Raw genomic sequence first — 19949 nt, 5'->3', positions numbered from 1 at the left:
GTGTTGTTTTTGCCTTGCTCCCCGTTCGCCGACACGCTCGGCCCGCGCGCATGAGCGCTCGCGGCAAGGTTCCGATGTCTCCTTGTATCTGTTGCGTATTGTTGCGTCCGGAGTTCATGTGCCGTGAGTATTTTTTCGACCTTCATCAGGGTCAGTCCCTCTGTGAACACAGCGCTGGAAGTGCTGAGGGACACCCAGACCAAGCTGGGCAATGCCCAACGCCAGATGTCGTCAGGCCTGCGGGTGCAGTCGGCGGAAGATAACGCCACATACTGGAAGATCTCGACTTTGACGCATACCGACATCGGCGCGATTTCGTCGGTTCAAGATGCGCTCGGTCTCGCCGTCTCGACCGTCAGCACCGCCTCCACGGGCGTCAGCAGTGCAATCGACGTCGTAACGGAAATCAGGACCAAGCTTGTCAGCGCCTATGAAACCAGTGTCGACAAGACGAAGCTCAACGACGAACTTACCCAGCTGAAAGAGCAACTGCGCAGCATCGGGGAATCGGCGACCTTCAACGGCGTGAACTGGACCGTGCTGCAGGACGGCGCGGATCCCACTGCGCCACATGAGATCCCTGGATCCCTTATTCGTGGTGCGAACGGAACCGTCACGATCGGCATGCTGAGTTATGAAGGCGTAAGCTCGACGACCGGCCCCATCACCTCGAGCGATGCGCGTTATCTGATAGACGATCAGTCAAGCGGCGCCGGCGGTTATGGTGTTCTGACTTCGACTGCTTTCGCAACCGCGGCCGGTGCCGCGCAAAATTATGTGCTGCTCAACAGCAAGAACGGCAATACCACCGGCCAGGCGGAGATCTCGCTCGATGCGAATACGACGCAAGGCGCCGTCGTCGACATGGTCAATACCGTGACGGGAATGCTGAACCAGCTCAAGACGATCGGATCCGCCTTCGGCTCTTTGGAATCGCGCGTCAATCTCCAGACCGAGTTCGCCAAGAATCTGAGTGATTCCCTGACCAGCGGTGTCGGCAAGCTCGTGGATGCCGATATGGAGCAGCAGTCGAGCAAGGTTCTGGCGCTGCAGGCGCAGCAGCAGCTTGGATTGCAATCGCTCTCGATTGCCAATGCGAGCTACAATACGGTTCTGCAGCTCCTCAAGAGCTTTTGATCTCCTATGGGGTCTGAGGAGCCGTGTTGATGGACGGCTCCTCACATCCGGATTTCAATCAGCTTCATCGAAAGCGTCATTGCCGCTCTATGCACAGGGGACAAAGTCCCGATTAAGATTCCTCTTCATGATATTGCCGTAATGCTTCATATCTGCTGCGGCCATCGAACCGGAGAGCGACGATTCCATGATCAAGAAAATTGCCATTCTTGCCCTAGCGGCAGCCTTTTTGAACGCATGCACGACCACCGACCCTTATACGGGTGAGCAGAAGGTATCGAATACCGCAGGCGGTGCAGCGATCGGTGCCGGTGTCGGCGCCGTTGCCGGTCTTCTGATCGGTCATTCGCCGGCCTCGCGCCGCAATGCTGCGCTGATCGGCGCCGGCGTCGGTGCGCTCGCAGGCGCCGGTATCGGCAATTACATGGACCAGCAGGAATCCGAGCTGCGTGCGCAGCTGCAGGGCACCGGCGTTTCGGTGACCCGCGTCGGCGACCGCATCATCCTCAACATGCCGTCGGCAATCACCTTCGATATCGACCAGGATGCGATCAAGCCGGAATTCTTCCCGACGCTCAATTCCGTCGCGATCGTTCTGCGCAAGTTCAACCGCACGCTGATCGACGTCAACGGTCATACGGATTCGACCGGCAGCCTGCAGCATAACCAGGATCTGTCCGAGCGCCGCGCCGGATCGGTTGCCTCCTACCTCGGCAGCCAGGGTATCGATCAGCGCCGCATGTCGGCCATCGGCTTCGGTCCGTCGCAGCCGGTCGCATCCAATGCCACCGAGGCCGGTCGCGCGCAGAACCGCCGCGTGGAGATCCAGATCGCACCGATCACTCAGAACGGCTAAACCTTTCTGGACAGAAACGGCCGGATCTCACGATCCGGCCGTTTTCTTTGCGTCCGATCACGCGTGCATGCTCGCGCCCTTCGTGATCTTGTCGACGATTTTCTTGTCGGCGCGCAAGGCGATGCCGACGACCTTGGCATCTTCCGGCGCGAATTCGGAAAAGACGGCGCGGTTGGCCGCGTCATGCCCGGTTGAAAACATTTCTTCTATAAAGATGGAAGACGTGACGCCACGCTCCAGCGAGCGGCGGTGGATCGCGGCGATACTCTCCCTGTCGGCCGAGAGCACGATGATGGGCTGGATCGACAAAGCGTTGTAGACGTTGCCGGTACGATCGCGATAGGCTTCTCCGATGATATCTGGATTTTGTCCGGCTATGCCTGTCGACAGGAAGGCCGTTACATTCAGCTTTTGCCAGGATTGAAGGTCGCTTCGCAAAACGATCGCGATTTTGGTATCGAACATCGATGGTCACTTTCATGCAGTCTGGAAATGGGACATTGCACGAAGATGTAGCCGGACAGATCTTCGAGGGTCTTGAACGTTTGTGCGTGACGCCGGAGAGCAACCGCATCCTGTCTGCGCCTGCCTATCCGGGCATCGAACGCATCCAGGCGCAGTTTCGCGGCGATGCCTTCGAACTGCACCGGCACGATACCTATGCGCTTGGCGTTACCATGCGCGGCGTGCAGACGTTCCGCTATCGCGGCGAACAGCGCTACAGCCTGCCCGGGCGGGTGATCATTCTTCATCCGGACGAACTGCATGATGGCGGGGCAGCGACCGAAGACGGGCTCGTGTACCGGATGCTGTATCTGGAACCATCGGTGCTGTTTCAATGCCTTGAGGCGGCGCGTGTCGGCCTGCCTTTCGTCGATGACCCCGTGGTGGAAGACAATCGTCTCGCCGGCTTGTTGCTGGCGGCGCTCGGCGAGCTCGATCGCGAGCTGGATGAGCTCTTCGTCGACGATTTCGTCTCGCGGCTCACCGACGGACTTGTCCAGCATGCCCGTTTGCCGCAACGGCCCTTGGGCAGCATTGCGTGGGGGCAGGTGAAGACTGCGCGGGACTATCTCGAGGCGCATGTCACGCGGGGTGTGCGCTCGCAGGAACTGGAGCGCATCACCGGTCTCGATCGCTTTGCACTGGCGCGGCATTTCCGCGCCGCCTTCGCAACAAGCCCGCATCGGTTCCTGCTGATGCGGCGGCTGCAGCAGGCAAAGGCGATGATCGGCGCGGGAGAGTCGATCGCGGAGGTGGCCGCGGCAACCGGATTTGCCGATCAGAGCCATCTGACCCGGCATTTCAAGAAGGCATTCGGCATTGCTCCGGGTGCCTGGAACACCATGGTTCATAGAGCCGGTTAGCGGGGCCTGCCGCCTCTCAATGGATGCCGAGGAACTGCTTGAGCTCCGGCGTTTGCGGATTGGCAAAGACCTCGCCGGGCGGTCCGATCTCGTGCACGCGGCCCTGGTGCATGAAGACGACGCGCGAGCAGACGTCGCGGGCGAATTTCATCTCATGCGTCACCATCAGCAGCGTCATGCCTTCGCTTGCCAGTTCGCGCACCACAGCAAGAACTTCCGCGACCAGCTCCGGGTCCAGCGCGGAGGTGATTTCATCGCAGAGAAGTGCGATCGGCTGCATGGCGAGTGCCCTGGCGATGGCGACGCGCTGCTGCTGGCCGCCGGAGAGTTCATCCGGATAGGCGTCGAACTTTTGCCCGAGGCCGACGCGATCGAGCATGCGCCGCGCCATGGCCTCGGCTTCGGCCTTGGCGGTCTTCTTGACGACCATCTGTGAGAGCATGACGTTGCGCCCCGCGCTCAGATGCGGGAAGAGATTGAATTGCTGGAAGATCATGCCGACCTTCAGCCGGAGCGCCTTCAGATGCAAGTCGTCAGGCAGAAGCTGCGCGCCGGCGACGGAGATCGAGCCGTCATTGATCGTTTCCAGGCCGTTGATGCAGCGCAGCAGCGTCGATTTTCCCGAACCGCTCTTGCCGATGATGGCGATGACTTCGCCGGGTTCGACATCGAGGTTGATGCCTTTGAGGACCTCGTTGGCGCCGAAGCTCTTGCGGACTTCAGTGATTTCGATGAGCGACATTGAGCTTTCTCTCCAGGATCTGGCTGCTTTTCGACAGCGGCCAGCACAGGGCAAAATAGATGAGCGCGACGAAGCCGTAGACGGTGAACGGCTGGAAGGTCGCATTGGTGATGACGGTGCCGGCTTTGGACAGCTCGACGAAGCCGATGATGGAGGTCAGGGCCGTGCCCTTGACGACCTGCACCGAGAAGCCGACGGTCGGTGGCACGGCGATGCGCAGCGCCTGGGGCAGGATGACGTAGCGCATCTGCTGCAGGTAACCCATGCCAAGACTTGCCGAAGCCTCCCATTGCCCTTTGGCGACCGCCTCGACGCAGCCGCGCCAGATTTCCGTCAGGAAGGCTGATGACCAGAGGGTGAGCGCGACGCCAGCAGCCAACCAGGCCGGCACGTCGATGCCGAAGAGCCCGAGACCGAAGAAAGCCAGGAAGAGCTGCATCAGCAGCGGCGTGCCCTGGAACAGTTCGATGAAATATTTGACCGCGATGCGGCCGGCCCTGGCCTTGCCGATGCGCAGGAACAGCAGGATCGCGCCAACGATGGCGCCACCGGCAAAGGAGACAAGCGACAGCAATATCGTCCAGCGTGCCGCCAGCAGCAGGCCGCGCAGGATATCCCATGTGGTGAACTGGATCATTGGCGGACCCTGCGTGGAAAGATCATCTTGCCCACGGCCGCGAGTACCTGTCGAAGCAGGATCGCCAGCGTGAGGTAGATCGCCGTGGACACGAAATAGGCTTCGAAGGCGCGGAACGAGCGCGACTGGATGAAGTTTGCCGCGAAGGTCAGATCTTCGGCGGCGATCTGCGAGACGACGGCGGAGCCGAGCATGACGATGACGACTTGCGATGACAGCGCCGGCCAGATGCGCTGCAGGGACGGTACAAGAACGATATGCCGGAAGGTTTCGAACGGGGTCATGGCAAGGCTGGCGCCGGCTTCGAACTGGCCGCGGGGCGTGGCCTGTATGCCGGCGCGGATGATCTCGCAGCTATAGGCGCCGAGATTGATGATCATCGCGAGATTGGCGGCGGTCATCTCGTTCATCTGCACGCCGATACCGGGCAGGCCGAAGAAAATAAAGAAAAGCTGGATCAGAAACGGCGTGTTGCGGATCAGCTCGACATAAGCCGCGACGAAGGGTTTCAGCCAGCGTGGGCCGAGCGCGCGCGCCCAGGCGCAGGCAATTCCGAGGAGAATGCCGAGCACAGCGCCGATAAGGGTCAGCTCCACCGTGACGAGAACGCCCTTGATCAGCGTAGGATAGTATTCGGCAAGCCAGCCGAAATCGAAGTGATATCGCATGGGAGAAAGCCCTCCTTGGACCGATCCCGCTGCCGAATGACGGCAGGATCGGCCCTGCGTTGATCAGAAGCCGGCCGGCAGGTCGGCGCCCAGCCACTTCTGCGACATCTTGTTCAGTGTCCCGTCCGCCTTGGCGGCAGCAACGATGTCGTTGACCTTCTTCTGCAATGCCTGCTCGTTCTTGTTCAGGCCGATGAAGCAGGGGGAGTTGGTGATGAGGAATTTCATCTCGGGCTTCTTCGGCGGGTTCTTGGCGAGAATGGCCGCCGCAACGACATTGCCGGTCGCGACCAGCTGGACCTGGCCGGACAGGAAGGCGGAGATGGTGCCGTTATTGTCTTCGTAGCGCTTGATCGTCGCATCTTGCGGCGCGACCTTGGTCAACGCCAGATCCTCGATCGCGCCGCGGGTGACGCCGATCGTCTTGCCGGAAAGGTCTTCCGGTTTTGCCGCCGCGACATCTCCGGGACCGAAGACGCCGTTGAAGAAGGGCGCATAGGCTTCGGAGAAATCGATGACCTTTTCGCGGTCCGGATTCTTGCCGAGACTTGAGATCACGAGATCGACCTTGTTCGTCTGCAGATAGGGAATGCGGTTGGCGCTGGTGACAGGAACGAGTTCCGTTTTCACGCCGAGTTTTTCGCCGATCAGATTGGCCATATCGATGTCATAGCCCATGGGCGCCATGTCCGTGCCGACGCTGCCGAAGGGCGGGAAGTCCTGCGGGACGGCGACGCGGAGCGTGCCGCGCGAGGTTATGTCGCTCAAGGCATCCGCCCGAGCCATGTGCGGGGTCGAAAGCGAACCCACCGCCAGCATCGCGATACCCAGTGCCATGAGCAATTGTCTGCGCTTCATCGAATGTCCTTCCAATCGTGGCATGTTCAAGCTGGAAGGCAGAAGGCAAGACCTATGCCAGTCGGCGGTATGTTGCTCCCTGGCAGCTGATACCGTGACGGAGCGCTTCATCTCTGGCTGCGGACGGATCAGGCGTGATTAAAAAATAAGCAATTGCTATTGCGATGCTTGTTTGCCGCCGAACCCGTGCGTCACGAATCGTTTACTTTCATGACTGGACAGCCTCGCCCCAAATGCCCCATAGAACCAATAAGAGGTTAACGCCTTTTATGACTGCGACGGGAGATTCGGACTATGGTTTTGGCTGATGCAAAGGCGGGAACACGCAACGAGGCTGGCATATCCGCCGTTCTCGGTATTCTGAAGCAGGCCTTCGGCGAGCGTTTCCAGACCGGCGAAAGTTTTCGCGCCCAGCACGCTCACACCACAACCTATATCCCATCGCAGCTCCCGGATGGTGTGGTTTTTCCCGAGACGAGCGAAGACGTGCAGACCGTCGTCAAGGCATGTGCCGAACACAAGGTTCCGGTCGTCCCGTTCGGTACCGGCTCTTCGCTGGAAGGGCAGGTCAATGCGCCGCAGGGCGGGATTTCCATCGATTTCAGCCGCATGAACCGCATCCTTGAAGTCAATGCCGAAGATTTGGATTGCACGGTCGAGCCCGGCGTGACGCGCGAACAGCTCAATACCTATCTGCGCGACACCGGCCTGTTCTTCCCGATCGACCCCGGCGCCAATGCCTCGATCGGCGGCATGGCATCGACGCGCGCATCGGGTACCAATGCCGTGCGCTACGGCACGATGAAGGACAATGTGCTGTCCTTGACCGTGGTGACCGCCAGCGGTGAGGAAATCCGCACCGCCCGCCGCGCCAGGAAATCATCCGCCGGCTACGATCTGACGCGGCTCTTCGTCGGAGCGGAAGGCACGCTCGGCGTGCTGACGTCGATCACCCTGCGCCTGCAGGGCATTCCCCAGAAGATCGCCGGCGGCGCCTGCGCCTTTCCGGATGTCAAGGCGGCATGCGATGCCGTCATCATGACGATCCAGATGGGCGTACCCGTCGCGCGCATAGAGCTGCTCGATGCCATGCAGATGCGGGCCTGCAACCGTTATTCCGGCCTGACCTATGACGAGAAGCCGACACTCTTCCTTGAATTTCACGGCACGGATGAGACCGTCGCGCTGCAATCGGAGCAGTTTGCCGAGATCGCAGCCGAATGCGGTGGCGGCGAATTCCTTTGGACCAGCAATGCGGAGGAGCGCAACAAGCTCTGGAAGGCCCGCCACGATGCCTATTGGGCCTGCCGGGCGTTGGCACCGGAGCTGGCTGCCTTGTCGACGGATGTCTGCGTGCCGATCTCGCGTTTGGCCGAATGTGTCGCGGAAACCCAGGCCGATATCGATGCGCATGGCCTGCTGGCGCCGATCGTGGGCCATGCCGGCGACGGCAATTTCCACGTGCTCGTGCTGTTCGACGACAAGACCCCGGAAGGGATCGCGGTTGTCGAGGAGTTCGTCGCGCGCCTGAACGCGCGGGCGCTGGCCATGGACGGCACCTGCACGGGCGAGCATGGGATAGGGCAGGGCAAGATGGCATTCCTCGAACAGGAACTCGGCAATGCCGTCGATCTGATGCGCCAGGTCAAGGAGTCGCTTGATCCGCATGCCATCTTCAATCCCGGAAAGATATTCCGCGGGCACTGAAAGACGGAATATTTTCATGATCTTGGCTTGCCACGCATGCGAATGACGCTAGGCTGCAGCCGCTCTTTTCCGGTTTTTGTCATGAAAAGCTGCATGCATGCGCTAGATGGGGTGGCATCCCTCTTAAAAAGGGCTGCTTTCACAGGCAGGGATCGGGTAGAACTGTGCTTGTTCCAGCCTATGTCGCGAATGCGCTCTGACGTCGGGTTTGGCATGGGTTGGGAATGAAGATTGGAGACAGTGCGCATTGTTAGGTAAGGTCCTGGTTTTTCTGGGTGGATTGCTCGTGGTGGTGCTATTCGTGGCGCTGCTCGCTCCGCTCTTCATAGACTGGACCGATTTTCGCAAGAATTTCGAGGATCAGGCGAGCCGCATCATCGGCAAGAAGGTGACCGTTCACGGCACCGTCGATGCCCGCCTTCTGCCGTTTCCGTCGGTAACGCTGCACGATGTCCGCGTCGGCCAGGAGGCCGATGGCACGCCGCTGGTGCAGATCGCCGAATTCTCGATGGACGCCGAGCTTGCCCCTTTCCTTTCCGGTGAAGCGTTGATCTTCGATATGCGCGTATCGAAGCCGAATGTACGGCTGCGCCTGTTGAAGGATGGGACGCTCGACTGGATGCGCGGCAGCCGGCCTGAGATTCCGGCTAAATCGGTGGTGCTCGAAAGCGTCCATGTGGAAGAGGGCGATATCCTCTTCATTGACGAGCAGACGGGCCGTACCCGGCATGTCACCGGCCTGAATGCTCAAATGTCGGCGAAGTCGCTGGCGGGGCCTTGGCGTATGGAAGGCGATGCGGCGCTGGATGGCGAGCATGGCAACTTCACCGTTTCCAGCAGCCAGCCCGATGACAATGGCGTCCTGCGTGTGCGCACGCGACTGATGCCCGACCGCCATCCCCTGAATGTCGATCTCGACGGCGAGCTGAAGCTCGTCAACAGCAAGCCGGACTATATGGGTTCCTTCACGGCTGACGTCAGCGACAAGCAGGCCCAGAATTCCGCCGATCAGAAGGCGCAGCCCCGCTTCAAGGGGCGGTTCGAACTGACGAATGATCGCATTCGCGTTTCGGAATATCGCCTCGAAGTCGGCGCCGACAACGATCCCTATGTGGTCACTGGCGAGGCGACCCTGGATACCGGCTCCAAGCCGGAGTTTCTGTTGACCGCCGATGGTCAGCAGATCGACGTCAATCGGCTCGGCAACAACAAAGGCGTCAACGGCAAGACGAACCGGAATCCGACCGTCTCCGCGCGTCAGCGGCTGAACAGCCTGATCGCGATCGCTGCCGAAGTCCCGGTACCGCAGGTGCCGGGCAAAGCGACCTTCCGGCTGCCGGCGATCGTAGCCGGCGATACGACGATCCGCGACGTGCAGCTCGATCTCGAGCCAGCGGGAACGGGATGGAAGATCGACCATGCGATCGGCACGCTGCCGGGGCGCACGCAGGTCGAGGCGCAGGGCAACCTGATGCTGCAGGGCGAGCCGAATTTCATCGGAAACCTGGTGGTCGCCTCCAACCAGCCTTCCGGGCTGGCCTCCTGGCTGGTGGGCTCGGTGGACCCGTCGATCCGTCAGCTGCGTCAGGCCGGTTTTTCTGCCGATGTCAGCCTGCGGCACGAAGAGCAACGTTTCGAGAATTTGGAGATCGCCGTCGGTTCGGCAACCCTCAAGGGTCGGCTCGACCGCCAGGCTCCGAATGACAAGGACCCGCCGAGACTTGCCGTCGATCTTGCCGGCGATGCACTCGATCTCGACGCATTGCGGGCGCTGACCGGGCTTTTCACCGGCCAAGACAGCGACGAGACCCTGTTCGGTCACCAGATCACTGCGCATCTGCAGGCCGCGAAGTTCACGGCCTTCGGTGTGCCGGCCGATAAAGTCGATACGTCGTTTTCCATCGCTGGCGGCGCGCTGACGCTCGATAAGCTTTCAGTGCGCAATGTCGCCGGCGCTGAAATCACCGCCACCGGCCGCGCCGACGGCGAGCCTTCGCACTATAGGGGCTCGGGTGAAATCACCTTCAAGGCCGCCGATCCCGGTCCATTCTTCGAAATGCTGCGCCAGCATCTGCCCCATCATCCCGTCATGGATCGATTGGTGCGCAATGCTGCCTGGTATGGAAATACAGCCCTTCGCGGAGCGGTTACGCTTGGCGGCGACCAGGACAGCGCTTTGACGGTGACGCTGGCCGGCGTTTCCAATGGCAGCCGCGTCAATTTTGATTATCGTATGTCCGATCTCTCGGCCTTCGCGGGCAAGGGCACGACGACGCTCGAGGGGACGCTGGAAAATTCCATCACCTCCATCCTCTTCGGCCAGGCCGGCCTTGATCCGCTGCCGGTCGAAGCCGATGCCAATGGCCGCTTGACGCTGAAAGTCTCCGCCAACGGCACCGATCCGGCTGATGCGGCATTGACCTTTGCCACGGACAAGACCTCGTTCACCGCGAACGGCAAGGTCGACGTGCGTCCCGACACCTTTCTCAACGGGAATATCGCGCTGTCGCTCGAAAGCGCCGATCTCGATCCCTATTTCGTGATGAACGGCATAGGCATCCCCCAGACCGGCGCGGGCTTGCCGGTGAAATTCCAGGCCAATGCCGCGCTGAGCCCGGACAAGATCGTATTCTCGGACATGAAGGGGGTGCTTGCCGACAATACCGTGTCGGGCGCGCTCACCGTCGACCGCAAGGCGCCGAACATCAGGGCATCGGGCGAATTCTCGCTCGACAAGGCGGATTTCGGCTGGCTGGCCGAGGCGATCTACGGACCGATTGAAGACACGAAGACGGGTGGCCTTGTCAAGGACAAGCTTGGCCTGCCGGCCTTCACCGGGCTCGACATCGGCGTCAAGCTTTCAGCCAAGCAGGTTTGGCCCGGCATATTCGGGCCTGTCTCGAATTTTACCGCCAATGCCTCATACAAGGGCGAGGAATTGCGGCTTAGCGATCTGACCGGCGGATGGAACGGGGGAACGCTGAGCGGCAGCATCATGCTTGCCAATTCCGACGGCACGGGCTTGCTGCAGACCAAGCTCAGTCTTGCCGATGGCGATCTGGCGGCCGTCGCCTGGCAGCGCGATGGTGCACCGCTCGCCAGTGGTCGTTTCGGCTTCGCCGTGAATGCCGAGGCGAGCGGAAGGAGCGTTGCCGAGCTTGCGGCCAATGCCAGCGGCTCGGGAGAACTCAAGCTTGGCGAAACACATGTGCGCGGTCTCAATCTCGGTATCCTGTCGCCCCTGCTTTCGGCGACAGATCAGATCCAGGGCGATATTACTGCCACCAAGGTGCTGCCGATCGTGCAGACGCTGCTCAACAATGGCGAAGCCGTGCTTCCGGCCACGGGCATACCCTTCAATATTTCCGCGGGCGTGGTGCGCGCGACGAATATTGCAACCGGCAATGACGTCGCAAAGCTCTCCGGCAACGCGGAAATGAGCCTGCCGGACGAGCGCATGCGCGGATCCCTCGGCATCGATTTCAATGCCGGGACCGAGGCGCAGAGTGGCGCCGAGCCGGCCTTGCGTCTCGATTTTGCCGGGCCGCTTACGGCACCGGGACGAACGATGGATGTGACCGACGTCACCAGCTTCCTGTCGGTGCGCGCCTTCGAGCGCGAGCGCCGGCGTGTCGAACGCCTGCAGGCCAACGTGCTAGAGAAGCAGCGGCTCCGGCGCGAGGTGGCGCTCTATAAATTTACGGCCGTCGCGCGCGAAGCTCAACGTCAGCGTGATGCCGCCATCGAACAGCAGCGCCGTGCCGAGGAAAATCGCCTGCGCGATCTGGCGCGGCAAGCTGCCGCCCAAAAGCAAGCACAGGAAGAGGCAAGGGCCAAGCAGCAGGCGGAAGAGGAAGCCAAGGCCAGAGCAGCCGCCGAAGCGCGGGCAAGGGCCGAAACGCAGCGCGCGCCGGCACTCAACGGCCAAGCGCCGCAAACGAATGCGCCGTTGAATTTCAATGAATTGCCGGGGGTTGCGCAATAGCATATGCCTTTGCGGGCAAGGCGGGATTGCCCAGCCTTCGAAGCGTCTGCGTCCTTCCGGCGCCTGCCAAAATTCGCCAGAGCAGTTCAGCACTTCGCGGGATCGCCAACTGCCCTATTTGCTCCATGCAATCCCGGACGGGAACAACCGCTATGCACTTTTCCTGAAATTGCTCTACTTGCGATCCTTGAGCCATTTGAGGACATAGAGGCGGAGTGCGGAGGAGAGGTTGCTGCCGGCCTCGCGGCCGTCGTCGATCTCGGAGATCAGTGCCGCCAGCGAGGTGCCGCGCGCATTGGCAATGGCCTTCAGTTCTGTCCAGAAGGCATCTTCCAGGGAAAAGCTTGTGCGATGGCCATGCAGCGTCGCGGAATGTTTACGGATCATCGGCGGATCGATCAAAAATCGGAAATGGCGGGATAATGTCTGAAAGTGATTCAAAATGCGGAAGTAAGCAACTGATTTCTGAAGTTTTTTATCTCGAGACCAAAACTAGTCTTCACTCTCCGTCGTCTCGATTCGGCCCGCTTCGTGCGTCTTTACGTTCTTCTCGTTGAGTGCTTTCGTCAGGCTCTTTTCTGCCTTGGTCCGCCCGAAGGTGACGCGGTTCTGCTCCGCCTGCTTTTCCTTGACCGAACGGGCTTGCTTCTTGCGAAACTGACGCAGATTGACGATTTCGGCGCTCATCGATCCCCCCGTGATATGCGAAGGGGAGGCGAATGCCTCCCCGGTTGGGCCTACTGCTTCTTGCGGAACGCGTCGAGAGAGACGACCGATCCCGGTTTCTTTTCCTCACCTTCCTTGGCCGCAGCCACCGGAACTTCCTCTCCCTCGACCGGCACCGGATAGGCCGTAATCTCGCTGGAGGAGGTATCCTCTTCCTCGTCGGCCAGCGGCACGTCGAACTCCAGCTCGAAATTTACCGAGGGGTCGTAGAAGCCGCGGATGGCGTTGAAAGGGATGACCAGCTTTTCCGGAACGTCGGAGAAGGAAAGGCCGATCTCGAACTGGCTTTCCGTGATCTTCAGATCCCAGAACTGATGTTGGATGACGATGGTCATCTGCTCGGGATACTTCGCTTTCAGGTGCTGCGAGATGCGTACGCCCGGAGCGCCCGTCAGAAAGGTGATGAAGAAATGATGGTCACCGGGCAGGCGACCCGTGGCGCCGACCTCGGTCAACACCTTGCGGATGACTCCACGCAAGGCGTCCTGTGCCAAAATGTCGTAGCGGATATGATCCTGCCCCATGCTTTCCTGTCTTTCGTTGGCCATGTTTTTTATAGGCTTATGCCACGCTGAACGCCGCCGGAAAAGCCCTATGCGCGAGTCACCGCCTGTCGACCTATAATATAGCACTGGAGAAGAAGGTGAAGGCTTCTGTTGCCAGGTGCCTTCGAACCCCGCCTAAGAGTGCGACCCCTTAGGACTTTATTTGAAGTGTCACACCGCGATTAAGCAGCGAGACGAGCTTCCGCATAGTTGTCGTTTGCAACTACAATTTTAGCCCGATAACGGCGGTACAATGCCGAGCGAAAAGTCGATCTTTACACCCTTGTCGATCCTGTTTCGCCCCCATCAAAAGCCGGTCTGACGCCAGTCCTGCCGGCCGGTTTTTGGTGGAGGCGCCGGGTACCGCCCCCGGGTCCAATAGGTTTATTACACCGCTCATTTATCGCCATAGCCGGCCCGAAGACCGGCAAGGCTGATATAGTGTTTTCCGCAGCCGAAGGGAAGGGCAATTGTCATAATTACGTCGCGGAAACATCGGTTTGTCCGCGAGGCTCAGAGATTTGCCTGAATTACGCTTGGCCGCGGTTGGTTTCTCAGCGGCTTGTCATTAAAATCGCGAAAAAGGAATCGGCAGGCGGCCGTTCGACCGCTGTTACGGCCGGAAATTCAAGCGATTTCGGAGCGGAAGATGGCTCGTCACCCGGAGTATCAATATCTCGACCTGATGGAGCACCTGCTCGAGCATGGTGATCGCCGGATCGACCGCACGGGCGTCGGCACCTTGAGCGGCCTCGGTGCGATGATGCGCTTCGACCTTTCGAAGGGGCAGATCCCGATCTTCACGACGAAGCGCGTCTATTGGAAACTGGCCGTCAAGGAGATGCTCTGGTTTCTGACCGGCGACACCAATATCCGCAATCTCCTGAAAGAGAACGTGCGGATCTGGACCGACTGGCCGCTGGCGAAATATCGCAAGGCAACGGGCGAGGATATCGATCAGCTCGCTTTCGAGAAGCGGATTCTCGAGGACGAAGCTTTCGCACTCCAATGGGGCGACCTTGGCCCGGTTTACGGCAAGCAGTGGCGGCAATGGCGTGATGCGGAGGGCCGGATGCATGACCAACTCGCATCGGTCATCCGCGATCTGAAAACCAATCCCGGCAGCCGGCGTATGATTTTTCATGCCTGGAATGTCGGCGAGCTGGCCGATATGGCGCTGCCTCCCTGCCATATGGTTTATCAATTTCACGTATCGAATATCTCGGCCGAAGGGGGCAAGCGCCCGCGCCTCAGCCTGATGGTCTTTCAGCGCTCATGCGATCTGTTCCTCGGCAATCCATTCAATATTTGCCAACAGGCGGTTTTGCTCGCCATGGTCGCGCAGCAGGTCGATATGGATATGGGCGAGCTGGTCTGGTCTGGTGGTGACGTCCACCTCTATCTCAACCATCTGGATGCCATCAGGGAGCAGCTCAGCCGGGAGCCCAAACCGTTTCCAACCTTGCGCCTGCTGCGCCATCCGGACAGCATCGATGATTATCGCATCGAGGATTTCGAGGTTCTCGGATATGAGCCGCACGCGGCGATCGCGGCCGAAGTGGCGGTTTAGGCTGTCGGCTTGGCGTCCGGATCGCTGCGCTGATCGAGGAGCAGTTGCAGGAAGGCAAGATCCAGCCACCGCCCGAACTTCGTGCCGACCTGCGGAAGAAGGCCGACTTGCCGGAAGCCGAGCTTTTCATGCAATCGGATCGAAGCTTCGTTGCCGGCCTCGATGCCTGCGATCATTGCATGCTTGCCGATCACCCGGGCGCGCTCGATCAGCTCGATCATCAGCGCCTTGCCGATGCCGCCGCGATATTGATCGTTGCGGACATAGACGGAGTGTTCGACCGTATGCCGATAGCCGTCGAAGGCGCGCCAGTCGCCGAACGAGGCATAGCCGATGACGTCGCCGTGATCGTCGGTCGCAACGATGACCGGATAGCCGAGCTTGTGCCGATCCTGCAGCCATTGCCTGCGGTTGGCGATATCGACAAGCGTCTCGTTCCAGATCGCCGCCGTGTTGGCGACGGCGTCATTGTAGATTGCGGTGATCCCGGCGAGATCTTCATCTTTCGCGTCGCGAATTTGCATCGGCGGCTCCGTAGACACCATCCATCAAATTGAATGGCCGCTTCGTTTGTTTTCATGCTGTCATACACTGATTTCGGCAACTGTCTACTATGTTGGTACACAACTGCATCGGAGAACAGACTAAGATATCCATAAATCCAAGTTTTCCGACGACATGTGTCGATTGTCACTCTCATGAAAGTCCACTATAGTAAAACGCATGCCTCAACTTGATGATATGGACAGGCGCATAGGCGCGCGGATTCGCATTGAACGAGAAAGCCGCGGCTGGTCGTTGACGGAGCTGGCGGAGCGCTCGGCCGTTTCCCGGGCCATGATCCACAAGATCGAGCGTGGCGAGAGCAGCCCGACGGCGGCGCTGCTCGGCAAGCTCTCCGGCGCCTTCAGCTTGAGCATGTCGACCTTGATGGCGCGCGCCGAGATGCAGCAGGGCCGCTTTCTCCGGAAGGAAGAACAGCCCGTCTGGGTCGATCCGCAGACGGGTTACGAGCGGCGGCACGTCTCGCCGAAATCGGACCTGCCGCTGGATCTCGTGCGCATCGAATTGCCTGCGGGAGCGGAAGTTCCGATGCCGGCATCGGCCTACGCCTTCATGCGGCAGCTCATCTGGGTATTGGAGGGGCGGCTGACGTTTATCGAAGGAGATGCGAGGCACTCGATGTCCGCAGGCGATTGCCTCGAGCTCGGCCCGCCGACGGATTGCGTCTTCAAGAACGAAAGCGGAGAGCCTTGCACCTATGCCGTCCTCGTGCTGCGCAACGCATGACACGTGGCGTTAAACTTGGCGTTACCGCGCGGCATTGCGCTCGTCCGGTCGAGCGATAGGCGATATGCTGCCGCCTTCCTATGCGGAGAAGGAGATCGACCTTGCAGATCGCAGTCATCGGAGCCGGGGCGATGGGGAGTGCCATTGGCCGGCGTTTGGTCGAGAATGGGGCGAGGGTGGTCACCTATCTCGAGGGTCGTTCGGCTTCGACCATCGAGCGGGCGAAAGCAGCCGGCATGGAGCCGGTCGATCTGGCCGCAGCCGCTGCTTCCTCTCTCATTCTTTCTATCGTTCCGCCTGCTGAGGCAGTGGCCGTCGCCTGGCAAATTGCCGGCGAGCTTCGGCGGAGCGGAAGCAAGACCACATTCATGGACTGCAACGCGATCTCGCCGAAGACCATGGCCGAGGTCGCATCGATCTTTGGCAGCGACTGCGGCGCGGTTCTCGACGGCTCTATCATTGGCGGTCCGCCGAAGCCGGGCCAGAAGGGGCCGAAGCTTTATGTCAGCGGCGACGCCGCCAACGACAGCGGCGTGCTTGTTGAGCATGGACTTCAGGTGCGTCGCATCGACGGACCCCTCGGTGCGGCCTCGGCATTGAAGATGTGTTATGCCGGCATCAACAAGGGCGTGACGGGCCTCGGCACGGCCATGTTGCTTGCCGCAATACGTTCCGACGCCGATGCGGCCCTGAAACGCGAGCTTCAGGAAAGCCTGCCGGATCTCGATGCGAAGTTCGTCCACGGCATTCCGGACATGTATCCCAAAGCCTATCGCTGGGTTGCCGAGATGGAGGAGATTTCCGATTTTCTCGGCGAGGACGATCCCGCAGCCCTGATATTCAGGGGCATGGCCGGGCTCTATCGAAAGATGGCTAGAGATCGGGAAGAAGGCGGTCTGCTGGCCGGCCAGCTCGACAAGCTCAATAATGAGGGGTGATGCAATTGGGGCGATGCGGAGCTGCGAGGCGTCTTCCATCTCCCATGGCCGCCATCCTGATGTAAAATCGCTGCGCCGACTCGATTGGTGTCGGTGACAAGGACTGAGGAAGACGCATGACCAAGCCGATCAAGACCATCGTCGTTGCCGTATCGCGCAACGGCATCATCGGGCGCGAAGGCGATATGCCCTGGCGTTTGTCATCCGATCTCAAGCGCTTCAAGGCAGTGACGCTCGGCAAGCCTGTCATCATGGGCCGCAAGACGTTCCAGTCGATCGGCAGGCCCTTGCCCGGCCGGCCGAATGTCGTCATCAGCCGTGACGCCGGCTTTTCAGCTGAGGGAATAACGATGGCGCATTCGCTCGATGAAGCGATCTCTGTTGCATCGCGTCTGGCGAACGAGAGCAATGTCGACGAAATCTGCATCCTCGGCGGCGGCGAAATCTACCGGCAGGCAATCGGTCTGGCAGATCGGCTGCTGATCACCCATGTCGAGGCGGATGTAGAGGGCGACACGTCCTTTCCAGCGATCGATCCCGCCATATGGCAAGCCGAAAGTGAGCTTGCGGTGCCGGCCGGCGAGAAGGACACTTATCCGACACGTTTCGTTCGCTATTTCAGGCGAAAAGCATAAAAGCTGCCCCCGGAAAGCAAATATTTCCAATGAATCCGACGAACTTCCTCAAGTCTCGTTGAAAGCAGGTGCTTCGATACCTATAACGGGAAACAATCGCTGCCACCCGCGGATATCGAGCCAAGAATTCCGCGGGATCGGCGTGATATCGGGAGTCAACAAACAAAGAGGTTTTGATGCCTTGGAGCAATCAGAATGGCGGCGGCGGCGGCCCATGGGGCGGCGGTGGCGGCGGAAATAATCAGGGACCTTGGGGGCAAGGACCAAACCGGCCGCGGGGAAGCGGCAACGGAGGGCCTCCGGACCTTGAGGATATCATTCGCCGCGGTCAGGACCGATTGAAAGGTTTCGTGCCAGGTGGCTTCAATGCAGGGGTCGTCCTCATTATCATCGCGGTGATCGCCGTTTTCTGGCTGATCCAGTGCATCTATACCGTGCAGCCGGACGAGCGCGGTGTGGAACTTCGGTTCGGCAAGCCGCGCGAAGAAGTCTCGATGCCCGGCCTGCACTTCCACATCTGGCCGATGGACCGCATCGAATTCGTAAAGGTGACCGAGCAGCAGCGCAACATCGGCGGCCGCTCGACCGCCGGCTCGACAGCCGGCCTGATGCTGACGGGCGATCAGAATATCGTCAACGTGCAGTTCTCGGTTCTGTATACCGTGACCAATCCACAATCCTATCTGTTCCATCTCGAAACCCCCGACGAGACGCTGCAGCAGGTTGCCGAAAGCGCCATGCGCGAGGTCGTCGGTCGCCGTCCCGCCCAGGACATCTATCGTGACAAGCGTCAGGAAATCGCAACCGAGGTGAGGAGCATCATCCAGGATACGATGGATCGCTATGGTTCGGGCATCTCCATCAACGCAATTCCGATCGAGGATGTTTCGCCGCCGCGCGAAGTGGCAGACGCCTTCGACGAAGTGCAGCGTGCCGAACAGAATGAAGACCAGCAGGTGGAAGAGGCCAACCAATACGCCAACCAGAGGCTCGGTCAGGCGCGCGGTCGTGCGGCTCAAATCCGCGAAGAAGCAGCCGCCTATAAGGACCGTGTCGTGAAGGAAGCTCAGGGTGAGGCGCAGCGCTTCATCTCGATCTACGACGAATACGTCAAGGCGCCGGACGTCACCCGCAAGCGTCTGTTCCTCGAAACCATGGAGTCCGTCATCGGCAATTCCAACAGCATCATCATCGACGACAAGCAGGGTGTCGTGCCTTACCTGCCGCTGAATGACATCGGCAAGCAGTCTACGACGCCGGCGGGCAAGCCCGCCGCTGCAACTCAGCCGGAGGCCAAATAATGACGTCCAGCCGTTTGCCAGCCATTCTCATCGCCCTCGCGGTAGTGCTGCTGCTCATCTATTCGTCGGTGTTCGTGGTCAATGCCCGTGAACAGGCGATCGTCCTGCGCTTCGGGCAGATCCGCGAGGTCAAGACGGAACCGGGTCTCTACTTCAAGCTGCCTTTCGCCTTCATGGATGCCGATCGGGTCCAGTATGTGCAGCTGCAGGAGCTTCGCTTCGATCTGGACAATATTCGCGTCCAGGTCTCTGGCGGCAAGTTCTATGAAGTCGATGCCTTCGTCGTCTACAAGATCATGGATGCACGCAAGTTCCGCGAGACCGTTTCAGGCGACCGCGACGCGGCTGAATCGCGCCTCAGAACCCGCCTCGACGCTGCCCTGCGCCGTGTCTACGGTCTGCGCGGCTTTGAAGCGGCGCTTTCCGACGAGCGTGCCTCGATGATGACGGAAGTGCGCAACGATCTGCATCGCGATGCCGAATCGCTCGGTCTCAACATCGAGGACGTCCGCATCCGCCGCACCGACCTGACCCAGGAAGTGTCGCAGCAGACCTACGACCGCATGAAGGCCGAGCGTCTGGCTGAAGCCGAACTGATCCGCGCTCGCGGTAACGAGGAAGGCCAGAAGCGCCGTGCAATCGCGGACCGTCAGGTCGTCGAGATCGTTGCGGACGCGCAGAAGGATTCCGAAGTGCTGCGCGGTGAGGGCGAAGCCGAGCGAAACGGCATCTTCGCCGATGCCTCGAAGCGCGATCCGAACTTCTACGAGTTCTATCGCTCGATGGCCGCCTATACCAAGGCGCTCGCTTCGGGCGGCAAGACGCTTGTCCTGCCGCCGAACCAGTCGGACTTCTTCAAGTACTTCGACAGTCCCGTGGGTTCAACGCCCAATTCCGGGGCGCCGGCGCTTGCCAATCCGACGTCGCCCGCGAATTAAGGTGTCAAATCAAGGAATGGAAGGGCTGCCTCACGGCGGCCCTTTTCCT

The 19949-nt window shown here is 60.2% G+C and carries 20 protein-coding genes and 1 other RNA gene; 11 read left to right on the top strand and 10 right to left on the bottom strand.

The genetic code is table 11. The features are described from left to right. The first annotated feature begins 123 nt into the window (after window positions 1–123). Together FHT84_RS05640 and FHT84_RS05635 are read left to right on the top strand one after the other, a co-directional pair. Window positions 124–1137 (top strand): flagellin, encoded by a 1014-nt coding sequence (locus FHT84_RS05640; RefSeq protein ID WP_112343883.1) that lies wholly within the window; start codon window positions 124–126, stop codon window positions 1135–1137. Window positions 1138–1324: 187 nt separating this feature from the next. Further along, window positions 1325–1993, top strand: a complete 669-nt coding sequence (locus FHT84_RS05635; protein WP_112343884.1) for an OmpA family protein — start codon at window positions 1325–1327, stop codon at window positions 1991–1993. A 57-nt stretch (window positions 1994–2050) separates the two neighbouring features. Here FHT84_RS05635 and FHT84_RS05630 read toward each other — a convergent pair whose 3' ends face one another. Beyond that, a complete protein-coding gene (locus FHT84_RS05630; protein WP_113249354.1) occupies window positions 2051–2458 on the bottom strand; it encodes a DUF2000 family protein in 408 nt (135 codons plus the stop codon). Between the two features lie 35 nt (window positions 2459–2493). On the opposite strand from FHT84_RS05630, the gene FHT84_RS05625 reads away from it, so the two are divergent. Beyond that, entirely contained in the window at window positions 2494–3360 is an 867-nt protein-coding gene (locus FHT84_RS05625) for an AraC family transcriptional regulator (protein ID WP_113249353.1), read from the top strand. A 16-nt stretch (window positions 3361–3376) separates the two neighbouring features. On the opposite strand, the gene FHT84_RS05620 is transcribed toward FHT84_RS05625, so the two are convergent. The 4 genes from FHT84_RS05620 to FHT84_RS05605 form a co-directional block, all read right to left on the bottom strand. Continuing rightward, window positions 3377–4102, bottom strand: coding sequence for an amino acid ABC transporter ATP-binding protein (locus tag FHT84_RS05620; protein WP_113249352.1), 726 nt, complete (start codon window positions 4100–4102; stop codon window positions 3377–3379). After that, window positions 4080–4739: an amino acid ABC transporter permease gene (locus FHT84_RS05615; protein WP_112343888.1), complete on the bottom strand. Its 660-nt coding sequence runs from the start codon at window positions 4737–4739 to the stop codon at window positions 4080–4082. Before FHT84_RS05615 ends, FHT84_RS05620 begins: the two co-directional genes overlap by 23 nt. Beyond that, window positions 4736–5407, bottom strand: coding sequence for an amino acid ABC transporter permease (locus FHT84_RS05610; RefSeq protein WP_112343889.1), 672 nt, complete (start codon window positions 5405–5407; stop codon window positions 4736–4738). The genes FHT84_RS05615 and FHT84_RS05610 overlap by 4 nt, the downstream gene beginning before the upstream one ends. Window positions 5408–5470: 63 nt before the next feature. Continuing rightward, window positions 5471–6244, bottom strand: coding sequence for a transporter substrate-binding domain-containing protein (locus FHT84_RS05605; protein ID WP_245430431.1), 774 nt, complete (start codon window positions 6242–6244; stop codon window positions 5471–5473). Window positions 6245–6559: 315 nt separating this feature from the next. Here FHT84_RS05605 and FHT84_RS05600 point away from each other — a divergent pair, with 315 nt between their 5' ends. Then, entirely contained in the window at window positions 6560–7972 is a 1413-nt protein-coding gene (locus tag FHT84_RS05600; RefSeq protein ID WP_113249351.1) for an FAD-linked oxidase C-terminal domain-containing protein, read from the top strand. A gap of 247 nt (window positions 7973–8219) precedes the next feature. Further along, entirely contained in the window at window positions 8220–11957 is a 3738-nt protein-coding gene (locus tag FHT84_RS05595; protein ID WP_113249350.1) for an AsmA family protein, read from the top strand. A 174-nt stretch (window positions 11958–12131) separates the two neighbouring features. On the opposite strand, the gene FHT84_RS05590 is transcribed toward FHT84_RS05595, so the two are convergent. From FHT84_RS05590 to ssrA, 4 genes are all read right to left on the bottom strand, one after another. Further along, complete coding sequence (locus FHT84_RS05590) at window positions 12132–12344, bottom strand: ribbon-helix-helix domain-containing protein (protein WP_112344058.1); 213 nt, start codon at window positions 12342–12344, stop codon at window positions 12132–12134. 105 nt (window positions 12345–12449) lie between these two features. Further along, complete coding sequence (locus tag FHT84_RS05585; protein ID WP_113249349.1) at window positions 12450–12644, bottom strand: DUF4169 family protein; 195 nt, start codon at window positions 12642–12644, stop codon at window positions 12450–12452. Between the two features lie 50 nt (window positions 12645–12694). Next, a complete protein-coding gene (locus FHT84_RS05580) occupies window positions 12695–13207 on the bottom strand; it encodes an SspB family protein (protein WP_113249348.1) in 513 nt (170 codons plus the stop codon). A gap of 118 nt (window positions 13208–13325) precedes the next feature. Beyond that, window positions 13326–13696: a transfer-messenger RNA gene (ssrA, locus tag FHT84_RS05575) on the bottom strand. A 181-nt stretch (window positions 13697–13877) separates the two neighbouring features. Here ssrA and thyA point away from each other — a divergent pair. Then, window positions 13878–14798 carry a thymidylate synthase gene (gene thyA / locus FHT84_RS05570; protein WP_113249347.1) on the top strand — a complete coding sequence of 307 codons (921 nt, stop codon included), beginning with the start codon at window positions 13878–13880 and terminating at the stop codon, window positions 14796–14798. Here thyA and FHT84_RS05565 read toward each other — a convergent pair. After that, window positions 14795–15322, bottom strand: a complete 528-nt coding sequence (locus FHT84_RS05565; RefSeq protein WP_113249346.1) for a GNAT family N-acetyltransferase — start codon at window positions 15320–15322, stop codon at window positions 14795–14797. The genes thyA and FHT84_RS05565 overlap by 4 nt on opposite strands. A gap of 199 nt (window positions 15323–15521) precedes the next feature. Between FHT84_RS05565 and FHT84_RS05560 the strand changes: the two genes are divergently transcribed. The 5 genes from FHT84_RS05560 to FHT84_RS05540 all read left to right on the top strand — a co-directional run bounded on the left by FHT84_RS05560 (window position 15522) and on the right by FHT84_RS05540 (window position 19900). After that, the gene (locus tag FHT84_RS05560; RefSeq protein WP_113249345.1) at window positions 15522–16088 is read left to right on the top strand and encodes an XRE family transcriptional regulator; all 567 of its coding nucleotides are present in this window, start codon (window positions 15522–15524) and stop codon (window positions 16086–16088) included. Between the two features lie 101 nt (window positions 16089–16189). Beyond that, window positions 16190–17026 (top strand): NAD(P)-dependent oxidoreductase, encoded by an 837-nt coding sequence (locus FHT84_RS05555; RefSeq protein WP_113249344.1) that lies wholly within the window; start codon window positions 16190–16192, stop codon window positions 17024–17026. A gap of 116 nt (window positions 17027–17142) precedes the next feature. Continuing rightward, window positions 17143–17661 (top strand): dihydrofolate reductase, encoded by a 519-nt coding sequence (locus FHT84_RS05550; RefSeq protein WP_113249343.1) that lies wholly within the window; start codon window positions 17143–17145, stop codon window positions 17659–17661. Between the two features lie 176 nt (window positions 17662–17837). Next, window positions 17838–18962 carry an FtsH protease activity modulator HflK gene (gene hflK, locus FHT84_RS05545; protein WP_113249342.1) on the top strand — a complete coding sequence of 375 codons (1125 nt, stop codon included), beginning with the start codon at window positions 17838–17840 and terminating at the stop codon, window positions 18960–18962. After that, the gene (locus FHT84_RS05540) at window positions 18962–19900 is read left to right on the top strand and encodes a protease modulator HflC (protein WP_113249341.1); all 939 of its coding nucleotides are present in this window, start codon (window positions 18962–18964) and stop codon (window positions 19898–19900) included. Before hflK ends, FHT84_RS05540 begins: the two co-directional genes overlap by 1 nt. The last annotated feature ends 49 nt before the right edge of the window (window positions 19901–19949 follow it).

Source organism: Rhizobium sp. BK289, from assembly GCF_014193575.1.
Classification (GTDB): Bacteria; Pseudomonadota; Alphaproteobacteria; order Rhizobiales; family Rhizobiaceae; genus Rhizobium; species Rhizobium tropici_C.
The sequence above is the reverse complement of the archived record's forward strand: the minus strand, read 5'-3'. Positions and strand labels throughout refer to the sequence as shown.